The organism is Bacillus sp. 37MA (assembly GCF_000372765.1).
GTDB classification, from domain to species: Bacteria; Bacillota; Bacilli; order Bacillales; family Domibacillaceae; genus Domibacillus; species Domibacillus aminovorans.
In genome coordinates, this window is sequence record NZ_KB889752.1 from 1,066,589 (window position 1) to 1,086,263 (window position 19,675).

Consider the following 19,675-nt stretch of genomic DNA (forward strand, 5'->3'; position numbering starts at 1 on the left):
AAAGGACGGATTGTTTTATTTGTGAAAGCTACACATTAAAACGATGCTTGAATATGCTAGGTAATAATGTAAATTAATACTCGAACTTGAAAAGAGGTATATTATGATTCAACTATCGGGGATGCCCTTTCAACAAAGAGGCATGTGGCCGTCTGGTAGCATTGAAAGTATAATCATTCAACAGATGAATAAAGATACAGTCGTTTACTCGTATCGATCCATAGGTGAATTATCGTTTGAGCTTAAGTTACGAAAAAATATCATATTAAGTGCAAGAGCCATGAATCAAAGCAATGTGCGGTTTGCAGTATTTGCAAAATCCCGTTGTAATCCTCAATACTGGTATTTGACGAATACCGGCGGATTCATGCTGCGGAATGGTGTAAAACCATCAGACGCGATTCAAGATATCTACAGGAACAGTTCACAATATGCGTTTGAATGTGCAACGGCAAAGGTCATTATCTATTACCATGCGGTCCTAAACCTTATAGGCGAATCCTTATTTAATCAATTATTTCAAAACATCTATTTATACAGCTGGCATGCTGATCCTGATCTCGGAATAACCTCAAATTATACAGGCCATTTTTTGCCTGGAGATGTCGTCTATTTTAAAAATCCGGACTTCGATCCGCAAACCCCTCAGTGGAGAGGAGAAAATGCCGTTATTCTAGGAGATGGTACGTATTTTGGGCATGGATTAGGAATAAAGACAGCTAAACAAATGATTCATGCTCTGAATCGAAGGAGAAAGCCGGGGACAAAGCAATCAGCTTATCTGACAAATGTAGTTACAAGACCATCTTTTAAACATTTGGCGAAACTTTCGATGTCGCAACGAGGTTATTCGGTTCATAAATATCAACATATCGTCGTCCAACATAACGAAAGTTCGATTTCATTTGATCAATATGTGTTCTACTTGTAATCGCCAACTCAAAAGTGTAGGTTTAAAATAAAATTCGATTAAGGTGCTGCTGAAAACGTTGATTTATCGATAAATAAAAGAACCTGTTTTTGAAAAAAAGAATGATCAAAAACAGGTTCTCAACGTATTTAAAAAGATTTCTTTTGATAAAAAAGTTTGATCATTTTCTATGACAGTTATTCAACGAAAGTACCCGTTAGATAAGTAGATTTAGAAAATCTACATATTCTTATTAAAGTATTGGATGCCGGGGTCATAAAGTATGTATGATAGGCAAGGAGTGAATTGATGAGAAAAATAAGAATTGCTTTATTACATTTAATACCTATTGCTGGAGATATTAAATACAATCAATACCTTATTGAAAAAGCAGTTAAGCATGCAGCAGAAAAAGAAGTAGATTGGATTATAACACCAGAATTAGCTACTAGCGGATTACAGTTTACTCATATCATTGGAACTGATTGGATTAAACAACAACCCGATAAATGGATGACTAATTTTCATAACATTGTTGAGTCAATAAAAACAACTGTATTTCTTGGCTGTGCAGAAAAATCAAAACAAGATAATAAACTATACAATTCAGTTTTTGTGATTAATCAGAAAGGTGAATTAATAGGAAAACAAAAAAAGATTGCAAGGGTAGATAATTGGTCTACACCAGGTGAGTTCATTGAACCAATAGATTTGGGGTATATAAAAGTTGGTGTGCTGATATGTGCAGATGCCTATACAAAAAATATTGCGGAAACATTATTGACCAAAGGGGCAGAAATCCTAGTTGCTCCTTCATCTTGGGGACCAGGTTTACACGGACCGAACGGTGAGTGGGAACAAAGATCCATTGATACTGGATTGCCCATATTTGTGTGTAATCGTACTGGGGAAGATACGACTGTTTCCTTTTGGGAAGCTGAAAGCTTGGTTATTAAGAATGGTAAACGACTTCTTTCACATAAATCTGCACAATCTGCAATTTTAATTTTTGAATGGAATTTGGATGATATGAATTTAATTTCTTCTGATTTTGAAATTAATTATATTGATTGATTTTTTAGTTAAATAAAATACTTCAACAAAAAGGAAACTTTTCGTCTCTTTTTATCATCTCCAATTATTTGTACCAGAACCTTCGTAAGTGTATCACTGCTTATGAAAATAAAAAGACAAATAAAGCGGGTCGTCGTCTAATTGAATGGACAGGATTTCCACCTTTTTCATATGTGGTGGAGCGTAATCGTTAAACATAATATTACAAATCGTATATAATATGGATATAGTTAATAGAATATGAGGTGATGGGACTGCAATTACGATAACAGTTTGATATTCTGGTTCGATGATGAGAAGCATTCGGGGTGACCGTGGATTACTGGATTCCATACTACAAGTATATGCAGCAAAGGGAGGTCAAATAAAGATGGTTGATTACTTGGAACAGAGCCTAAATGTATACGGTCGAAATAAAACAGAGATTGCCATCCAGAAAGCAATCAGGGATTATGTATCGCAGGAATTAGTACAACCATTGTTTTTAACGTTAGATGGCAGGATAAAATCCATTGTACAAGCTTTGAATGATAAAAACAGAGTAGAGTTAGCGATGGAGATCCTGCCGCACATTATAAGCTCAGTAAAACAGGTGGAGAAAGTTGGCCCGCAGGAGGTCATAATTGAAAACTACCCGACTTTCGTGCAAGAGGTTGCAGAATATGCTGATTATGTCATTCCTAAGTATTATCGGACGCATAAAGATGAATACCTGACAGGTAGCTATCAGCGTGCCTGTATATCCTCATTGGTAGACGGTCTCGTGTATAGAGTGAATGCAAATGTGAAGAGTCCATCGATATCGCCACAGCTTAAAGCCACTGAAAAGCAACAGAAATTCGTTGAAAACCTAATTAAAATAAATGAAATCAAACTCATAAAAAAGAGTACAGAACTTACCAGAGAAGAGGCGGGCGTGATCATTGCTGTCTTGCACCACAATGCCACAGGTGAAGAAGCGAATACATTATGTCAGAGTCTTATAAAGCCGTTATGATGACATTGGTACAACTTGAGCTTTCGTGATTTGGTGGAAATGATGGAGGAACGGGGCTTATCCGTTGCTCATATAACGATCATGCGTTGGGTTCATCAGTATGGTCCTGAATTAGACAAGCGAATTCGTCGTCATCTCAAGCAAACCAATGACTCTGGGAGAGTCGATGAAACATATATCAAAGTAAAAAGTCAATGGATGTACCTGTATCGTGCTGTCGATTCGAAAGGAAATACCATCGATTTTTACCTAAGCAAAACAAGAAATCATAAGGCTGCAAAGTGGTTCTTAAAACTTTGCAGTCTTTTCATCATTCTGAGCCTCGTGTCGTGACAGTCAATAGGAACCCGGCTTACCCTACAGCCGTTGAAGAATGGAGAAAAAAAGATGCCATTAGACATCCAAATAAGACCAGTGAAATATCTCCATAACATAGTGGAAATAGAAGCTATGCATATGGTGAAAAAAGGAAACTTGTTTCACAGGATAAGTCTGTCCAAAATCAGGTGAAGTTCATCCATCAACTATTTGGAATTGTTGCTTAAGACCAAATTCCACTAGGAAAATATTCGCCTAATGCTAATGTGAAGATTGAGTTTTTAAAAGAAGAAACGGAAAGTATTAAAGAGAGAGCTAGAGCAATAAAAGAGCAGCTGCTCAAGCGTAACTAATAAGGAAAAGCCGTATCAGTCAGTATACAGATATACAGATATACAGGAACAGCTTTTTATTTTTTTTCGCATACGATGGAAGGCTTTATTTATCTAGATCATATTACGGCAGATTCCAATGTGTATCCGATGTTTGAAATTGTTTCATGACAGAGGTCTCCGATCGTCGATCATTTAATAAAAAGTGGAGAAGAAATAGGTTTGCAGAGACATTGATGGAGACGAAATAGAAGGCCTAACTTCTGAAAAATGTCTAGAAAAAGAGTACCGTTCTCAAATACCAATCGATACAGACAAAAAAGAAGGATGAATACTGTTTTGTATGATATTTATTGCCCAGACCGGTATCGGCTTGTTAAATGAATAGCAACGTAGGAGAGGAAGGGGCTACTTGACCCGTTTTTTACGATTAATTCGGGTGAGCCGTATCATAAGTAAGCATAAATTTACTTTTATGTAAATAAGTCGAAAATATATAAAGGTGAACAAAACCTTGTATATTTTCGACTTGATGCTAAAGTACCGGTTTATCATTCACATCTGTACTTGAACTTAGGCTCTGTCTGAATATAAAAAGCATTTCTTACTTGTGCACTCCAATTTGCAAAGGCTGATCTCCATTCAGGAGTGTTAAAGAATTGATCAACAGTTTGAGTTTCAGAATGCCAAACTATAAATAGGTTGAGTGGGGCAATTCCTCCTGCCCAAATTCCATTATTTGCGTCAGTATCTTCTTCCCTTACTAATAATAAGGGTAGACCAAATTGAAAAGCCATTGAAGGTTCTACTTGTGAATAAACTGATCCTTCCCAGAACGGAGTGGATGGTGGAAGGGGTCCTGCATTGACATCAACGGTTTGAATTTTAAAACGACGAAGGTTTACTGCCAACATTCCATAGCTTGATGAAACTAACCGGCGAATATCAGTTAAAATGGATTCGGGATAACTTTCGCTTAAAGGTAATGTACGCGGAAAAAGCAAAGCATTCTCAATCTCTAAAATTAGACGGTTTAGAAACCGTTGTTGGTTGTCATTTAAATGAGTTGTCGTACTTAAAAATATGGGAATACGATACGCACGGTCAATACACTCTTGGTGTGCCGATTCTATTTTTACTTTATCTTTAAGTAAAGAGCTATGCTCATTATTACTCACTTGCTCTTCATCCTTGCGTGAAGAGCTATCCTTATTCTTACTCACTTTCTCACCTCCTTTTTTATTAGTATATGGAAAAGGAATAAGTGAGCTTGGACGTAATAGCTAGATTCCATAATATAGGGGCTTTATAAAGCGAAAATTAATCATTTTATAAAAAATTTATTTAATTTAACTGAAGCAGGAAATAAGTAATTTATCATTAGCCATCCAAAATAAGCTTTTTGAATGAAGTCAATGTTGGGGAAAAAATATAACCCACAACAAGATTGTGGGAAAATGCTATATAGATATGAATACTTTGTGTTCAAAATTAACCATGTTATTATGTTTTGTTCGGTGAACCGTATCATAAGTAAAGACGAAAAATAAATAGTAAAATCTAGGTAGAGTTAAATTCAGACAAGTGATTGTGGCTTATGTAAAGCATGAATCAAGCCAAGGGAATATTCTTTTCTCGGCGATTTGCAATTTGAAATGATTTAAGACTTTGCGTGAACTCCCCCGCGTTCAGGTTTTTACAAATAATCATTCATCTAGATTTTCTTTAGCACAGAAGTATTATCTAAAGAATTTTCACAAAATTAAAACTATATTGAAATAAAAATTCCTTTTCTTTCTAATATAGTTACTGTTTTGAATTTAATCAATACATATTGATTAATAAGTGTTTCCCTGAAAAATACAATTGTATTCTGTTGGAGAATTTATTATTATAAGATAAGTAATTTAGGTATTATCTAACGAAGGGAAGATAAAAAATCTTTCTAACTGTTAGGAATGTTTAATAAGAAGTGAAGAATGATTTTAGGAGGCAGCTTTTAAGATAGATTGAAAAAAGTGGCGCCCGCTTCATCATTTCGATACCGAATAGAGAGTGTATTAGCAACTTGCTTGAAATTGTGGCAATACTGTAAGAGGAGGAAATGAAGTGGCAAACAAAGAATTGAAGAGAGGCTTGGAAGCACGTCATATTCAGATGATTGCTTTGGGCGGTACAATTGGTGTTGGCTTGTTTATGGGTTCAGCCAGCACGATTAAATGGACGGGTCCATCCGTATTGCTTGCCTATGCAATCACAGGGATTTTTATATTTTTCATTATGCGAGCAATGGGAGAAATGTTATATTTAGAGCCAAGTACAGGTTCATTTGCGACATTTGGCCATAAGTACATCCATCCATTAGCAGGGTATATGACGGCATGGAGTAACTGGTTCCAATGGGTGATCGTTGGGATGTCAGAAATTATAGCAGTTGGGGCATACATGCAGTATTGGTTCCCAGACCTGCCTGCTTGGATACCAGGTATCATTGCAATGGTGATTCTTGGTGCAGCGAACTTAATTTCTGTTAAATCATTTGGTGAATTTGAATTTTGGTTTGCGATGATTAAAATCGTTACAATTGTATTGATGATTATTGCAGGGTTTGGTCTGATTTTCTTCGGGTTTGGTAATGGAGGGAACGCAATTGGACTATCTAATCTTTGGGAACATGGCGGCTTCTTTACAGGTGGCTGGTCAGGATTTTTCTTCGCTCTATCACTAGTTATTGGGGCTTATCAAGGTGTCGAACTAATTGGGATTACAGCCGGTGAAGCAAAAGATCCTCAAAAAACATTAACTAAAGCGATTCAAAGTATTATTTGGCGTATTTTAATCTTCTATATTGGTGCGATTTTTGTCATTGTAACGGTTTACCCTTGGGATCAGCTAGATTCCATCGGAAGCCCATTTGTAGCAACTTTCGTGAAAATTGGCATCACGGCTGCAGCAGGAATTATTAACTTTGTCGTCATCACAGCGGCAATGTCCGGCTGTAACAGTGGTATTTACAGTGCAGGACGTATGCTTTATACATTAGCAATGAATGGACAAGCACCAAAGTTTTTTGCGAAAATATCTCATAATGGTGTGCCTTTATTCAGTACGCTTGGTGTGCTAGTTGGTTTAGCAATGGGCGTTATTTTAAGTTATATTGCACCAGAAAATTTATTTGTGTATGTATACAGTGCAAGTGTACTTCCTGGTATGATTCCATGGTTTGTTATTCTGATTAGTCAAATTCAATTCAGAAAAATAAAGGGAGCTGAAATGGATAATCATCCATTCAAAATGCCTTTTGCACCGGTGACAAACTACTTAACGATCGCCTTTTTAATTATGGTTTTAATCGGTATGTGGTTTAATGATGACACACGTATATCGCTTATTGTAGGAATTGTTTTCCTAGGTATCGTTGTCATTAGTTTTTACGCTTTTGGAATGGGCAAGCGTGTTCCAGTAGATGCTCAAACAGAGGATCAAGAGACTAACCGATAATTCACTTTGTTTAATGTTAGAGTAAGCAATAGCCAGTAAAAAAATCAATGAATAGGGACAGTTTTGACAAATGTCCCTATTTTATTTTTGAAAAACCGCACTTAGACACATCGCGGTAAGCCGTACCATAAATAACGGTAAACCAAAGCAAAAATCCCGCTGGAGCAATAACGAATCCAGTAGGATTTTTTAGTTGTTTTCATTATAAGTCCATCGAATATGAGCTTAAAATAAATACACCCCGTAGCGTGTTTATTTATTGAGTCCACGTTTTTTGATAACCTCCCAAATCTGCCGCATTTCCCACTTTTATTTTTGAATTAAAATGTTAAAGTTACATCTGCATCTTTAGTGAATTCTAAAAACGTGACTGCTAAGCCAACTTTAATACGACCTACAAAAGCATTTTTTCTACTCCCACAACATTAATAATCATCTGACACCTAATCAATGTGCTCTCCATCTCTTGAGACATTCTACGTGATCTAGGATAGAATGATCCCTACTTTTATACTCATATTCTTTTTCCTTTTTACTTATTCAATAGCATTGAAACTGCAGAATAGTAATAGAAGACACTTTAATTCTTTTGCATTTGAAGTTATTTTATTGTTATGAGGCAGGATTTGCTACAACTGTGACTGTATCGTATTGACCTCTTTGTTATTCATTATTTTCTAATATTCCTTTTTTATGTATAAAAACTATCAAACTTCCCCATCCTGTGGAAAAGGGAGTGTGATCTGTATGGCAGTTTGGCGAAGCGGTGAGGATGATCCGCTTTCTCTTACGGCAGGTGGGAATACGAAGCCCCAAAGTAATGATAGTAGTCTATTTTCTCTTTCAGCGGCTGAAAATACGAAGCAACTTATCGATCTACTCGGTAAATCAGGAGATCTAAAAGAGCGGACCTTTTCATATGAAAAAGCGGAAGGCCGGCTTTTGTATTTTGAAACTATCGTAGATTCAGGACGGATTGAAGAAAGTATTCTTCGGCCTCTTTCGGAAACAGACATGCAAAATGTGGAAGAAGCACTGACGGTTCTGGAACGAGAGGAAATAGCAGATCCAGACAAAGCAATCGCCGCATTAATGCAAGGGAAAGTGCTTCTTTTCCTTGAAGGACGTTCGGTATGCATCGCGTGTGGTGTGGAAACATTTTTCTTACGCAGCATTATGGAGCCAGCGAATGAAAAAGTAATCCGCGGCTCCCATGATGGCTTCGTTGAAAACTTAAACACGAATATTGCCTTAATAAGAGAGCGTCTTAAAAGTCCAGGACTGATGATCGAGTATGTCCAACTTGGACAGAAAACAAATACGCGTGTCGCGATTGTTTATGAAAAAGAAATCGCCAATCCAGAGCTTGTCGAGGAGCTAAAGCGGCGTGTGAACAGCATCGATATGGATATGATGTTTGATCCTGGGTTTTTGGAAGATATGGTCGAAGATTCAACGTTGTCTCCATTTCCGCAAGTATTGCAGACAGAGCGTCCGGACCGGGCCATAGCAAATATAATGGATGGAAGAATTGCACTATTTGGAGATGGGAGTCCGACGTGCATCATCATGCCGATCAGTTTTTTTGCTCTGTATCAGTCTCCAGATGATTACAACGCCCGCACCCTTCCAGGCTCCTTTTACCGGCTGCTCCGGTTTTTGTCCTTTTTCATCGCGATCCTGATGCCGGGTTTTTATATAGCCATCGTTGGCTTTCACTTTGAAGTGTTGCCAGCCGATCTAATCTTAGCAATAAAAGGGGGCGTTCAGACGATTCCGTTTCCGCCGATATTTGAAGTATTGGCCATGGAGCTCGCCATTGAAATCATACGGGAAGCCGGTGTGAGACTTCCGACGCCAATCGGACAGACCATCGGGATCGTCGGCGGTCTCATCATCGGTGATGCCGTTGTCAGCGCAGGGTTTGCCTCACGTACGACCGTTATTGTCGTGGCGGTCACGGCGATTTCATCATTTGTCGCGCCGTCAGCGGAAATGAGTACAGCCACTCGGCTCATTCGTTTCCCGTTAATGATCCTCGCTTCTTTATTTGGCTTTTACGGCCTTATGTTTGGATTAGTGCTTATTGCTATGCACCTGTGTAAGCTTGAATCACTCGGCAGGCCTTATTTTGCGCCACTCGCCCCTTTTCGTCTGAAAGACATGCTAAGAGATACGTTTATAAAACAGCCTGCTTGGAAGAAGAAAACACGGCCGCTCGACAGTCATCCAATTAGAGAAGGCGTGGAGTTCGGTTCAAGAGAGTGGGTGAAAAAATGAAATCGCCCGCAACGATTTCGCCTGTTCAGCTGTTTTTCATTATATTGCAAACACAAATAGGCATTGGCCTTTTATCGCTTCCTTACACGGTCCAAGAGGGGGCAGGAAAAGATGGATGGATTTCCATTTTGCTCGCTGGTCTGTTCGTACAAGGAGGCATTGCGGTGATCTGGCTGCTTTCGTCGCGTTTTCCAGGGCTGACCTTCTATGATTTTGCACCGCTTCTTGTCGGGAGAATCATCGGTACCGTATTGACGATGATGTATATACTTTTCTTTTTTGCTATGGTTTGCTATCAGCTGTCTTATTTTCTTGCCGTATCATCCAACTGGGCTTTTCCACGAACACCGCATGTCATCTTTGCGGTGTTGGCGGTCGCGGTGTCGGTTTACCTAGCAAAAGAAAATTTGAGGATCATTGGACGATTTCACAATTTAGCTTCTTTTTTACTCGTGTCTATTATATTCGTGCTTCTTCCCCTCATTCCACACTTCGAGATGCGATACTTGCTGCCATTCGCTTCAAATGGAGTGGAGGACATAATGAGAGGCGCGGGGAAAGCTGTTACCGCGTTTGCAGGATTCGAACTTTTACTTTGGTTATACCCTTTTACGGAAGGATCAAAAACAGCTAAATGGAAAGCAGTTGCCGGGGCAAATGCGGCAACCAGCATCATCTATGCAATACTCGCTTTTGCTTCTTCTGCTATATTCAGTCCAGAAGAAATAAAAGTCGTTCCGGAGCCGGTTCTATATATAATGAAAGAAGCCGAACTGATTGTCGTTGAACGGATTGATCTTCTCTTTTTGACGGTATGGGCCGTGCTTGTTCTGACGTCGCTGATCAGTTATTTGTATGTGGCATCGACTGGACTGACGCACCTTTTAAAGGCGAAGGAGCACAAGAAATCGCTCTATGTATTGGCTGTTCTCGTTATTCCAGTGGCGATTGCCAATGAAAATCGGATGGAATTAATGAGGATCGGGGATAAAATCAATAGCGTATCCATCATTCTTCTTTTTGTCATCCCTGCCTTTCTGCTAATGGTTGCGTTGATCCGAAAAAAACGGGAGGAATCGGTGTGAAAAAATGGATTGGATTGGGGCTGTCCTGCCTGCTGTTGGCAGGCTGCTGGGATGAACGTCAGCTAAAAGAGAGAAGTATTATCTTTGGAGCAGCAATCGATGCGCCTTCAAAAGAAGAAATCGCGTATACAGTTTCCATTCCACAACCGGGCAACGAGCAAAAGCCGGCCTCTACAAAACAAGTGGTGACGGAGACGGGACGAACGGTTCGAGAGAGTGCACGTAAAATCGATCGTAAAGTAAGTTCCGTTGTGGAAGTAGGGAAAATGCGTGTTTTACTCATTAGTAAAGAATCGATCCAGCATGACATTTATCCGCTGCTTGACGCCCTCTATCGGAATGCCTCAAGCCCGCTGAATTCCAAAATTATCATTACGGAAGGGAAGGCTGAGTCTTTTTTTAGAAATGAAATAAAAGGAGAACCGCTGTACAGTGGCTATTATGAAAACATGATTGAAAGCGCCGAAGACTTGACAATGGTGCCGAAGACGAATCTACAGCGATTCGCTTCGCCGCTATTTGATAAAAATGACGGCGAAGCTGCGATGGCCCCGCTCATCGCGTTTAATAAAGAAGAGAAGATGGCGGAAGTAAAAGGAACAGTCCTTTTTAATGATCGGCGCATAGCGGGTGAATTATCTGTAGCAGAAACGACCGTTTTGCTTTTAATGAACGACGAAAAGAGGAAAGAGGCTATGCTGACATTTCAAGTGGAAAAAGAGGAGCCTATTTCGATTCAGGTGGAAGAAATAAAACGGAAAATGAAACTCCACATGCCGAAGGACGGACCAGCATCGGTTGATTTATCGTATCAAATACGTTACCGTGTGACAGATTATCCGCCAGGTCACTTAGAGGAACAAAAAGTGGTAAAAAAAGTGAACAAAAAAATCTCAGACGAAATCAAACAGTCGATGGATAAAACGATGGATAAAATAAAAGAAGCCGAATCCGACGTATTGGGCATCGGGCTCAGTATATCGGCAAAGGATCCGGACCGGTTTAAACAATTAAAATGGGAAAACGCCTATCCGGAATTGAAAGTCAAGATTCATGTGAATGCAGAGATCATCGAAAGCGGAATTACGTTCTAATGCATAGTGCGGTGAAGAACCGAGCGATCAAAGATATCAAAAGTACGTTTGATTCCAATGTGTATCCGATGTTTGAAATTGTTTCATGACAGAGGTCTCCGATCACCGATCATTTAATAAAAAGTGGAGAAGAAATAGGTTTGATGAAACAGGCAAACACCACGCTAAGTGGTGTTTGCAGGGTCAGTATTTAGTTTAAATAATTAATGTTCTCTTAAAGCAGCTAAAGGAACATTTTGTTCGTTCTGCGGTTCATCAAGAGGATAAATTCTAGCCGTTTCGTTGCTTTCTTCCACACGTTGAATATAGATGGGTACTTCATTGAAAGTGACATTAGCCATCACTGGTGAAGCGGCAATTTCTTGCGCTCGTTGTTTATTCATGATCATGACCTCCTTTCGATTTGTAACAGTAATAATGTTTACTGAAAAGCTTTAATTATTCTTAATAATAAATATTAAGTTTCAGTTGTGTTGAGGTTCAATTTATGGGTGGAAAAGGGTGGAATTATGCCGTGGATGGGACGTGGTATTGAAGAAATAACAGATAAATCAATATCTTAATTAACAATGTGAAAAATTCAAAATGTTGAAAAGGTGGAAGTGCAACCAGTGTTTGAAATCATACCGAAATACACAGTTACATGCCATCGCTGTAACGGATCGGGCAAGCGAATAAGTCCGAAAACAGGCCATCCGATTAATTATGAACTCCGTGTAAACAGTACGAAAAAAAGCAACTATTTCAGGATAAGGATAGTTGCTCGAAATGGGGTAAGGCTTCTAAATAGGAGGGAGAAAGGGCTCCTATTTGTATCCAGTAGACACAAAACGTGTAGCAAGTAATATGAAAAAGTGCATTCCTCTTTAGTTAATCGAGAGACGTTGTTATTAATATAATGGTTGTTGGTTCTGACAAGGAGGAAACTCATTTATATCTTGGATCATACGATAATCGTATTGTTTTAGTGCAAATTGAGATTGATACAAATATTCAATAACAAAAACTTTTCCTCCAGACGCATTGCATAAAATACCTGAAGTTCCTTGACCGTTAGATAATGAGATTCCTACTGGTTGACCAATTAAGTACCTAATTTTATGTTGCCACGGCATATTGATCCCTCCTTTAAATACATCTTATGACTCCAATAAATTTGGGTTCTTGTAAAGGTTCAATGGGTTAAAAAGTATGTCACATTTCGTTGAAGCTACTCAAAGAGAAGCGAGAGAAAAGAGAGTGGATATAGTCGGTATGGTAACAGTTTTTTAACGGAATGTTTAAAAATTGGTGAGGGGGAGCAGGAGTGTATTTTGCAATAAAAAAATAGCCAGGTTAATACCTGACTGTAAAAGAGTTAGAAATTGACCAGTAGGGTTTGGGGTGTGACGAAAAACCGTCGTACAAAAACAGTATGTCCATTCCAGAAAAGTTTATACAAAAAAAGCCGAAGAAAGTCCCCGGCTACAAACATTGGAAAGATCTTATTCATGAAAAAGTATCACGCAATAACAGTTTAACCATTTCAGATAAATATATACAAAAAAATAAGATTTATCCTGAAAATAGGAAAGTTTTTATGTTTTTGGAACATCGATCCATTTAATTATTTTCGCTGGATTTCCACCTATGACGACATTATCAGGGACATCTTTTGTCACGATTGCACCTGAAGCAATAACGACATTATTTCCTATTGTTATTCCAGGATTGATGACAGCTCTTCCGCCAATCCAAACATTATTACCGATGGTTACTGGCTTGCCATATTCGGCACCCGAAATTCTTTCAAATGGATTTAATGGATGAGTAGCAGTATAAATATGTACGCCTGGAGCAATGAAACAGTTATCGCCAATTCTGATTTCACATACATCCAAAAATACACTATCAAAATTGGCGTAAAAATTTTCTCCAATATGGATGTTATAACCATAATCACAACGTAGGGTAGGCTCAATGTGTATATTTTCTCCAGTAGAGCCAAAGAGTTCTTTTAAAAGGGTTATACGTTTGTTGTTCTCAGTTTCTAAAGTCTGGTTAAATAATCTTGTTAACCGGCGGGCATTTTCCCGCTCATTCATTAGTTCAGGATCGGCTGAAAGATATAATTTACCATCCAACATTTTTTCTTTTTCAGTTCTCAATTCTCTTCCCCTTCACTACTTAGTTTTAATCACACGTTCGGAATTATTGTAGCTAAACGGAGAGAAAAAAGGAAGTTGCTTAATGAACAGTACGACAAAAAGCAACTATTCCAGGAGAAGAATAGTTGCTCGAAAGTGATAAAAATAAGGCTTCTAAATAGGAGGGAGCAAGAGACTCCTATCTGTTTTCAGTATACGCAGTAACGATTCAAACTGTGAAAATTCAATCAGTTAAATGAACAATCCATCGATATTACAGCACAAAAAAGCCAGGTTGCCCTGACTTTAAAAACCGGAAACTAACGCAGAAAAATGTTCCGGAAAATAATATTATTTTCATTTTAATTAAAGTTTAACTAAAAAACCGAGGGGAGCCAAGCCCCCCGGCCGGGAAGAGTAAAACTGTCATATGCAAGAGGGAACTCTCGTGTAGTAACAGTTTAACCATCCGAGAGAAATTTATGTATGACACTCGAAATTATATTCAGTAGACCCATAAGGAGAAGCAAAATGAAAGCCTATGTACTAAAAGAAAAAACAGGCAGATAACGTTGCCATAACGTTTATGTGAAAAAAGTGAAAAACGGCAGCAGTCCGAATGAAATGCGGGACTAGCTGGTCAAACGCATCGGTATGACGGAGGGACGGGCTAAAATCATTGCTCGTGATCAGATCGGATCCATTCATGGACAGTTGATAGGTCATCGTCACAAGGGAATGGGGATCAGAAAGTATAAATGGAGCACCTCACAGGACGAGCGGGTCCGAGATGCTCATGAAAGCTTGGATGGGAAAACCTTCGAGTATGCCAAGTCGCCTGCTGTTGGCTGGCCTGGTACGGATTATAATTGCCGTTGCACGGCTAACCCTGTTTTTGAAGATGATTGAAGAGGATTAACTGCCTTAGGTAAAATGATTCTGACAGTCGTTCCTTTACCAAGTTGACTGTTAATTTCTATCGTACCGTTGTGGTTTTCTATAATCCGTTTACACATCATAAGTCCTAACCCTGTCCCTTTTTCTTTTGTTGTATAAAAAGGTTCAAACAGTCTTTTTTGTCTCTCTGGTGAAATCCCGCTCCCTTGATCAGTAATTTTTATTAAGAGGCTATCTTTGTTTACATTTTTAAGCGAAACCACTATTTTTTGTGTAGACTCGGTAGTTGCTTCAAGAGCATTTTGTATCAGGTTCATTAGAACTTGTGTTAAATGATTGGGGTCACAATGAGCAGTGATTATAGAATCAGAATTAATAAATTCGATAAGGTTTAGCCCTTTTAGACTTGCTTGGGGTTTCATAAATTCTATAACACGAGAGACCAAAGCTTTAATGTCTGTATTTCTAAATTCCATGCTTTCTTTAGGTTTAGATATACACATAAATTCATTGACGATGGTACTAATTCGGTTTAATTCATTAAGCATTATCTCAAGGTACTTATCTGTTGCTTCGTCAATTGAACTTTCTTTAATTATCTGGGCAAACCCTATTATAGATGTTAAAGGATTTCGAATTTCATGGGCAACTCCAGCTGCTAATCCCCCAATTAATGAAAGTTTTTCTAGTTCTTGGATCTTCATGGAATTCTTCCGATACTCTGTAATGTCGATAGCTATACTATTTACTTCAATAATTTTTGAATTGATAACTACTGGAGTTAATGAAGCAAGGTAATGGAATCCATTTATGTATCCTTCATAGTTAACAGGAACACCATTCCAGGCCAGTTCATAAAATTTATGTTTTTGATTTGCCTGATTTTCAGGTAAGAATTCATGCAAAGATTTACCGATAATATGAGAAGGGGAAAGTCCTAGTTTTTCTAGAAACTCACCTTCAATGAACGTATGGATAAAATCGTTATCTTTCTTTACAAATTTAAATACAAACCTATTTGGTCCTGGGATAAGATTTTTATAATCAATTGTATTATTGTTAATATTCTGATTGTTTTCCTTGTAGGTATAATCCATAGGTCACATCCTTTGTTTATTTTAATGGTTGATAAATTCAATTCGTCATAATCGATAACATCCCTTTAAATTATAAAGTAATTTTTGCTATTTTTCCTCACATGATTAAATTTATCTAGGCCGGGGTTTTCCCTGATCAGCGTGGTGATGGACCGTGCAAATGGAAGCAAAGTTGCCAGATGATGTATTCAGTGATTTGGCGATTCACAAGATTGATAACAAAATGATCATATTTTTAATATTTAAAGATATTATATGATATATCCATACTTCAAAAAACTCATGGAAGATGAGTGTCAATATACCGGAAATATGATATAGTAACATTCGATATAATGCACATACGATTTTAACGAAGTGAAATGAAGGCATTCATTTGAATATTGGTGAATGCTCTTTTAAATCGTAATAATTATTATTTGCAAATCGGAATGATTACTATATAATAGATGTTACATCATATTTGGAGGGGTTTATTGTGAAAAAATGGGCAGTTATTGCCGCCGCCCTGTCATTAGCACTAGCGGCATGCAGCAATGAAGAAGATAAGGAAGCAACATCAATAGAAGAAAATGAAGCCAGCCAATTGACTGTTTATACAACCATTTATCCGCTTGAATATTTTGCTGAGCGGATTGGCGGCGATACGGTGAACGTGGAAAGTATTATGCCGGCAGGTGCAGATGAACATACGTACGAACCGACAACAAAAACAATACTAGAGCTGGCAGAAGCTGATTTGTTTTTATACAACGGGTTGAACCTTGAGCCATTCGCAGAAAAAGCGGAAGAAACGCTGGCAGGAGAAGATGTCAAGATCGTGAATGTTGGTGAGCATGTCGATGTGGAAGTGGACAGCCATGAGGGTCATTCACATGAAGATGAAACAACGCATGAAGAAGTAACAGAAGACGGTCACGCGCATGAAGATGAAACAACAGAAGGTGGCCAGGATCATGAACACGGCGGTGTTGACCCGCACATTTGGATTGATCCGATGTTGGCGATTGAAATAGCAAGCGTTGTGAAAGATGAACTTGTAACGTTAAATCCTGATGGGAAAGGGACGTATAATGAAAATTTTAAATCGCTAAAAACAGATCTTGAATCGCTGGATGAACAATTTCATAAGATGACGGACGCCGCAGAACAAAAAGAAATTCTTGTGTCTCACGCAGCTTACGGCTATTGGGAAGAATCATATGGCATTGAACAACTTAGCATAGCTGGTCTTTCATCAACGGAGGAACCGTCACAAAAAGAATTGAAGGAAATTGCTGATACTGCAACAAAGCATGACATTAAATACGTTATCTTTGAACAAAATATTACACCGAAAGTAGCAAAAGTCATTCAAAACGAAATTGGTGCTGACTCACTCCGCCTTCATAATCTGTCAACTTTAACAGAAGAAGACATTGAAAATGGCGAGGATTATTTCTCTATTATGGAGAAAAATATTGAAACGTTGAAAACAGCCTTGGCGAAATGATAAAAAGCTGCTTCCGAAACGGGAAGCGGCTTTTTTGGAGAATGAACTGATAGGAGCTGAAGCGATCATGAACTGAAGGGTGAGATTTTGACGGTCAAATACTGGACTGCTAGAATTAAAGAAATATGTAATGGAGATGATTGCGTTGAACGTTACGAACATGATTCAAGCACAAAAAGCTTTTTTTGATACTGAAATCACACGCAGTGTCGACTGGCGGATTGCCCGATTGAATGAATTAAAAGCGGCTATTAAAGCACATGAAGATGAAATTATGAATGCACTCTATCTCGATTTGCGTAAAAATAAATTTGAAGCATATACGACAGAAATTGGCTTTTTATACGAAAGCATTCGCTTTATGATCCGTCATCTGCCGCAATGGGCTGCACCGGAGAAGGTAAAGACACCTATTCATCAAATGCCGGCCGAAAGCTTGATTTTAACTGAGCCGTACGGTGTTACTTTAATCATTGGACCATTTAATTATCCGTTCCAGCTTGTAATCGAGCCGCTTATCGGTGCGATTGCAGCCGGCAACACGGCCATTGTGAAGCCATCTGAAAGTACCCCGCATACGTCTGCTGTCTTAAAAAGTCTGCTCGAAGATACATTTGATCCGTCGTTTATCGGCGTGCAGGCAGGCGGAAAAGAAACGGCTACAGAACTTCTGGCCGCGCCGTTTGACTATATATTCTTTACTGGGAGTGTGCCTACCGCGAAAGTTGTGATGGAAGCGGCTGCGAAACAACTGATTCCAGTAACACTTGAACTAGGAGGGAAAAGTCCGACGTTCGTTGATTATTCGGCTGATCTAAAACAGGCAGCGAAGAGGATTGCATGGGGGAAATTTTCCAATGCAGGTCAAACCTGTATTGCCCCGGATTACGTGCTCGTTCATCAAAATGTGAAATCCGCTTTTTTAAAAGAATTGACGCTGTCTATGTTTGATTTTTACGGAGCGGATCCGCAAAAAAGTCAGGATTTCGGACGTATTGTGAATGAAAAGCAGTTTGATCGTTTGCAAACAATCTTGCAAAAAACAAACGGGAAAATTGTACAGGGCGGCGGGACTGACCGTGATGATGTCTACATTGAACCGACAATTGTCGAAGCGGGTTGGGATGATCCGCTAATGGAAGATGAAATTTTTGGCCCGATTTTACCCGTTTTGACTTATTCAGAGCTAGATCAAGCGATCAAATGTGTGAAAAAATTACCTAAACCACTGGCGCTTTACGTGTTTACGAAAGAAAAAGCAATCGAAGAAAAAGTGATTACGTCTATACCATTTGGCGGTGCGAGTGTAAATGATACGCTCGTTCATGTGTCGAGTCCATATTTACCATTTGGTGGTGTTGGTACATCAGGTATGAATGCCTATCATGGGAAAGCTAGTTTTGAAGCTTTTTCCCATAAGAAAAGCATTATGAGAAAAAGCAGTTTACTGCAACCAAATTTATTGTATCCACCATATGATAACCGGGTTAATCTTGTACGAAAATTGATTCAATAAACAGGAATATATTGTTTGAAAATAGAATAATAAAAAACGAAGAGAAATGGAGGGGGACAAGTGCCAATTAGTTTAGAACGCTTAAAAGTACCGGATGAATTTATATTAACACAGGAAGAAATTATAGAAGAAGCGCTTCAATTTTTAAATCAAAATGGCTGGACTGCTCATGTCGAATCCACAGTAGGGGGTCACGATATTCAAGCTGAAAAAATGGAGTGGACCGCCTATGTAAAATGTAAAGGATCAAGAGGAAAACGGCAGCAAGAAGGAATGGTATATGATAATACACAGCTTCGCTCCAATGCGGCAGATCAAGTGGAAAAACTAATGCGTATACAGGAAGAAGCGGAAACGCCGAGTCTATTTGTTATGGCAAATCCAGGACTTGAACGGATGAAATGGACCGTCTCAAAACTGTCTGGAGGTCTTGATAAACTTGATATTATTCGCATGTGGATTTATCCGGATGGCGTTGTAAAATGGGACGTCCCAGCACATCTTTTACACGTTGCAAAATCACTTGAAATTGAGAAAAAATGAAAGGTTTAGTTGCAAGAGGATTGGAAAAATGGTACATTAGAGACAGCTGTTCGTACGTTTCAAAAGAAAATGGTATATTGTTTTTTCGTCTTGAGATAGTAGCAAACAGCAAGAATGATTGTGTGCATAAAGTATAAGGAGGACAAGACATGTTACAAGGTAAAGTAAAATGGTTTAACGCAGAAAAAGGTTTTGGTTTCATCGAAGTTGAAGGACAAGATGATGTATTCGTACATTTCTCAGCTATTCAAGGTGAAGGCTACAAATCACTTGAAGAAGGCCAAAGCGTGACATTTGAAGTAGTTGAAGGACCACGTGGCCCACAAGCTGCTAACGTTGAAAAAAACTAATCTGATTGAAACTATAACAGGTGAAGCCGAGGCTTCACCTGTTTTTCGTTGTAGATTTCCTTA

At 38.6% G+C, this 19,675-nt stretch carries 17 protein-coding genes and 1 pseudogene; 13 read left to right on the forward strand and 5 right to left on the reverse strand.

What is annotated here, in order from left to right; genetic code table 11:
* The first annotated feature begins 103 nt into the window (after window positions 1-103).
* The 4 genes and pseudogenes from tgl to A3M5_RS22360 all read left to right on the forward strand — a co-directional run.
* On the forward strand, window positions 104-931 hold the full coding sequence (tgl, locus tag A3M5_RS0105955) for a spore coat transglutaminase TGL (RefSeq protein ID WP_018392851.1): 828 nt from the start codon (window positions 104-106) through the stop codon (window positions 929-931).
* Window positions 932-1,219: 288 nt separating this feature from the next.
* Window positions 1,220-1,984 carry a carbon-nitrogen hydrolase family protein gene (locus tag A3M5_RS0105960; RefSeq protein WP_018392852.1) on the forward strand — a complete coding sequence of 255 codons (765 nt, stop codon included), beginning with the start codon at window positions 1,220-1,222 and terminating at the stop codon, window positions 1,982-1,984.
* 370 nt (window positions 1,985-2,354) lie between these two features.
* Window positions 2,355-2,981, forward strand: coding sequence for a hypothetical protein (locus A3M5_RS0105965; protein WP_018392853.1), 627 nt, complete (start codon window positions 2,355-2,357; stop codon window positions 2,979-2,981).
* A gap of 9 nt (window positions 2,982-2,990) precedes the next feature.
* Window positions 2,991-3,526 (forward strand): annotated as a pseudogene (locus tag A3M5_RS22360) (IS6 family transposase); the annotation flags it as partial.
* A 656-nt stretch (window positions 3,527-4,182) separates the two neighbouring features.
* Here A3M5_RS22360 and A3M5_RS0105975 read toward each other — a convergent pair.
* Window positions 4,183-4,809: a hypothetical protein gene (locus A3M5_RS0105975; protein ID WP_026221601.1), complete on the reverse strand. Its 627-nt coding sequence runs from the start codon at window positions 4,807-4,809 to the stop codon at window positions 4,183-4,185.
* Between the two features lie 931 nt (window positions 4,810-5,740).
* Here A3M5_RS0105975 and A3M5_RS0105980 point away from each other — a divergent pair.
* From A3M5_RS0105980 to A3M5_RS0105995, 4 genes are all read left to right on the forward strand, one after another.
* Window positions 5,741-7,132, forward strand: coding sequence for an amino acid permease (locus tag A3M5_RS0105980; RefSeq protein ID WP_018392856.1), 1,392 nt, complete (start codon window positions 5,741-5,743; stop codon window positions 7,130-7,132).
* Between the two features lie 747 nt (window positions 7,133-7,879).
* Complete coding sequence (locus tag A3M5_RS0105985; RefSeq protein ID WP_018392857.1) at window positions 7,880-9,412, forward strand: spore germination protein; 1,533 nt, start codon at window positions 7,880-7,882, stop codon at window positions 9,410-9,412.
* Window positions 9,409-10,497: a GerAB/ArcD/ProY family transporter gene (locus tag A3M5_RS0105990; protein WP_155894673.1), complete on the forward strand. Its 1,089-nt coding sequence runs from the start codon at window positions 9,409-9,411 to the stop codon at window positions 10,495-10,497. The genes A3M5_RS0105985 and A3M5_RS0105990 overlap by 4 nt, the downstream gene beginning before the upstream one ends.
* Window positions 10,494-11,591, forward strand: coding sequence for a Ger(x)C family spore germination protein (locus A3M5_RS0105995; protein ID WP_018392859.1), 1,098 nt, complete (start codon window positions 10,494-10,496; stop codon window positions 11,589-11,591). Before A3M5_RS0105990 ends, A3M5_RS0105995 begins: the two co-directional genes overlap by 4 nt.
* A 203-nt stretch (window positions 11,592-11,794) precedes the next feature.
* Here A3M5_RS0105995 and A3M5_RS0106000 read toward each other — a convergent pair whose 3' ends face one another.
* The 3 genes from A3M5_RS0106000 to A3M5_RS0106015 form a co-directional block, all read right to left on the reverse strand.
* Complete coding sequence (locus tag A3M5_RS0106000) at window positions 11,795-11,974, reverse strand: small acid-soluble spore protein H (RefSeq protein WP_018392860.1); 180 nt, start codon at window positions 11,972-11,974, stop codon at window positions 11,795-11,797.
* A gap of 507 nt (window positions 11,975-12,481) precedes the next feature.
* Window positions 12,482-12,706: a hypothetical protein gene (locus tag A3M5_RS0106005; protein ID WP_018392861.1), complete on the reverse strand. Its 225-nt coding sequence runs from the start codon at window positions 12,704-12,706 to the stop codon at window positions 12,482-12,484.
* 462 nt (window positions 12,707-13,168) lie between these two features.
* Entirely contained in the window at window positions 13,169-13,717 is a 549-nt protein-coding gene (locus A3M5_RS0106015; protein ID WP_034299071.1) for a sugar O-acetyltransferase, read from the reverse strand.
* Window positions 13,718-14,371: 654 nt separating this feature from the next.
* Between A3M5_RS0106015 and A3M5_RS26580 the strand changes: the two genes are divergently transcribed.
* Window positions 14,372-14,626, forward strand: coding sequence for a minor capsid protein (locus tag A3M5_RS26580; protein WP_082193860.1), 255 nt, complete (start codon window positions 14,372-14,374; stop codon window positions 14,624-14,626).
* Here A3M5_RS26580 and A3M5_RS22365 read toward each other — a convergent pair.
* A complete protein-coding gene (locus tag A3M5_RS22365) occupies window positions 14,581-15,711 on the reverse strand; it encodes an ATP-binding protein (RefSeq protein ID WP_018392863.1) in 1,131 nt (376 codons plus the stop codon). The two genes, A3M5_RS26580 and A3M5_RS22365, sit on opposite strands and share 46 nt — an antisense overlap.
* 478 nt (window positions 15,712-16,189) lie before the next feature.
* Here A3M5_RS22365 and A3M5_RS0106030 point away from each other — a divergent pair, with 478 nt between their 5' ends.
* The 4 genes from A3M5_RS0106030 (at window position 16,190) to cspD (ending at window position 19,612) form a co-directional block, all read left to right on the forward strand.
* A complete protein-coding gene (locus tag A3M5_RS0106030) occupies window positions 16,190-17,203 on the forward strand; it encodes a metal ABC transporter solute-binding protein, Zn/Mn family (RefSeq protein WP_018392865.1) in 1,014 nt (337 codons plus the stop codon).
* Window positions 17,204-17,333: 130 nt separating this feature from the next.
* Window positions 17,334-18,719 (forward strand): aldehyde dehydrogenase, encoded by a 1,386-nt coding sequence (locus tag A3M5_RS0106035; RefSeq protein WP_026221603.1) that lies wholly within the window; start codon window positions 17,334-17,336, stop codon window positions 18,717-18,719.
* A gap of 60 nt (window positions 18,720-18,779) precedes the next feature.
* Window positions 18,780-19,262, forward strand: a complete 483-nt coding sequence (locus A3M5_RS0106040) for a hypothetical protein (protein WP_018392867.1) — start codon at window positions 18,780-18,782, stop codon at window positions 19,260-19,262.
* 149 nt (window positions 19,263-19,411) lie between these two features.
* Window positions 19,412-19,612, forward strand: coding sequence for a cold-shock protein CspD (gene cspD / locus A3M5_RS0106045; RefSeq protein ID WP_018392868.1), 201 nt, complete (start codon window positions 19,412-19,414; stop codon window positions 19,610-19,612).
* Window positions 19,613-19,675: the final 63 nt, after the last annotated feature.

What these genes read in the sequence shown, in the direction of transcription:
- tgl (WP_018392851.1), top strand. Translation starts at nt 104, where the DNA reads ATGATTCAACTATCGGGGATGCCCTTTCAACAAAGAGGCATGTGGCCG.
- A3M5_RS0105960 (WP_018392852.1), top strand. Translation starts at nt 1,220, where the DNA reads ATGAGAAAAATAAGAATTGCTTTATTACATTTAATACCTATTGCTGGA.
- A3M5_RS0105965 (WP_018392853.1), top strand. Translation starts at nt 2,355, where the DNA reads ATGGTTGATTACTTGGAACAGAGCCTAAATGTATACGGTCGAAATAAA.
- A3M5_RS0105985 (WP_018392857.1), top strand. Translation starts at nt 7,880, where the DNA reads ATGGCAGTTTGGCGAAGCGGTGAGGATGATCCGCTTTCTCTTACGGCA.
- A3M5_RS0105990 (WP_155894673.1), top strand. Translation starts at nt 9,409, where the DNA reads ATGAAATCGCCCGCAACGATTTCGCCTGTTCAGCTGTTTTTCATTATA.
- A3M5_RS0106000 (WP_018392860.1), bottom strand. Translation starts at nt 11,974, where the DNA reads ATGAATAAACAACGAGCGCAAGAAATTGCCGCTTCACCAGTGATGGCT.
- A3M5_RS0106005 (WP_018392861.1), bottom strand. Translation starts at nt 12,706, where the DNA reads ATGCCGTGGCAACATAAAATTAGGTACTTAATTGGTCAACCAGTAGGA.
- A3M5_RS0106015 (WP_034299071.1), bottom strand. Translation starts at nt 13,717, where the DNA reads ATGTTGGATGGTAAATTATATCTTTCAGCCGATCCTGAACTAATGAAT.
- A3M5_RS26580 (WP_082193860.1), top strand. Translation starts at nt 14,372, where the DNA reads ATGACGGAGGGACGGGCTAAAATCATTGCTCGTGATCAGATCGGATCC.
- A3M5_RS22365 (WP_018392863.1), bottom strand. Translation starts at nt 15,711, where the DNA reads ATGGATTATACCTACAAGGAAAACAATCAGAATATTAACAATAATACA.
- A3M5_RS0106035 (WP_026221603.1), top strand. Translation starts at nt 17,334, where the DNA reads ATGGAGATGATTGCGTTGAACGTTACGAACATGATTCAAGCACAAAAA.
- cspD (WP_018392868.1), top strand. Translation starts at nt 19,412, where the DNA reads ATGTTACAAGGTAAAGTAAAATGGTTTAACGCAGAAAAAGGTTTTGGT.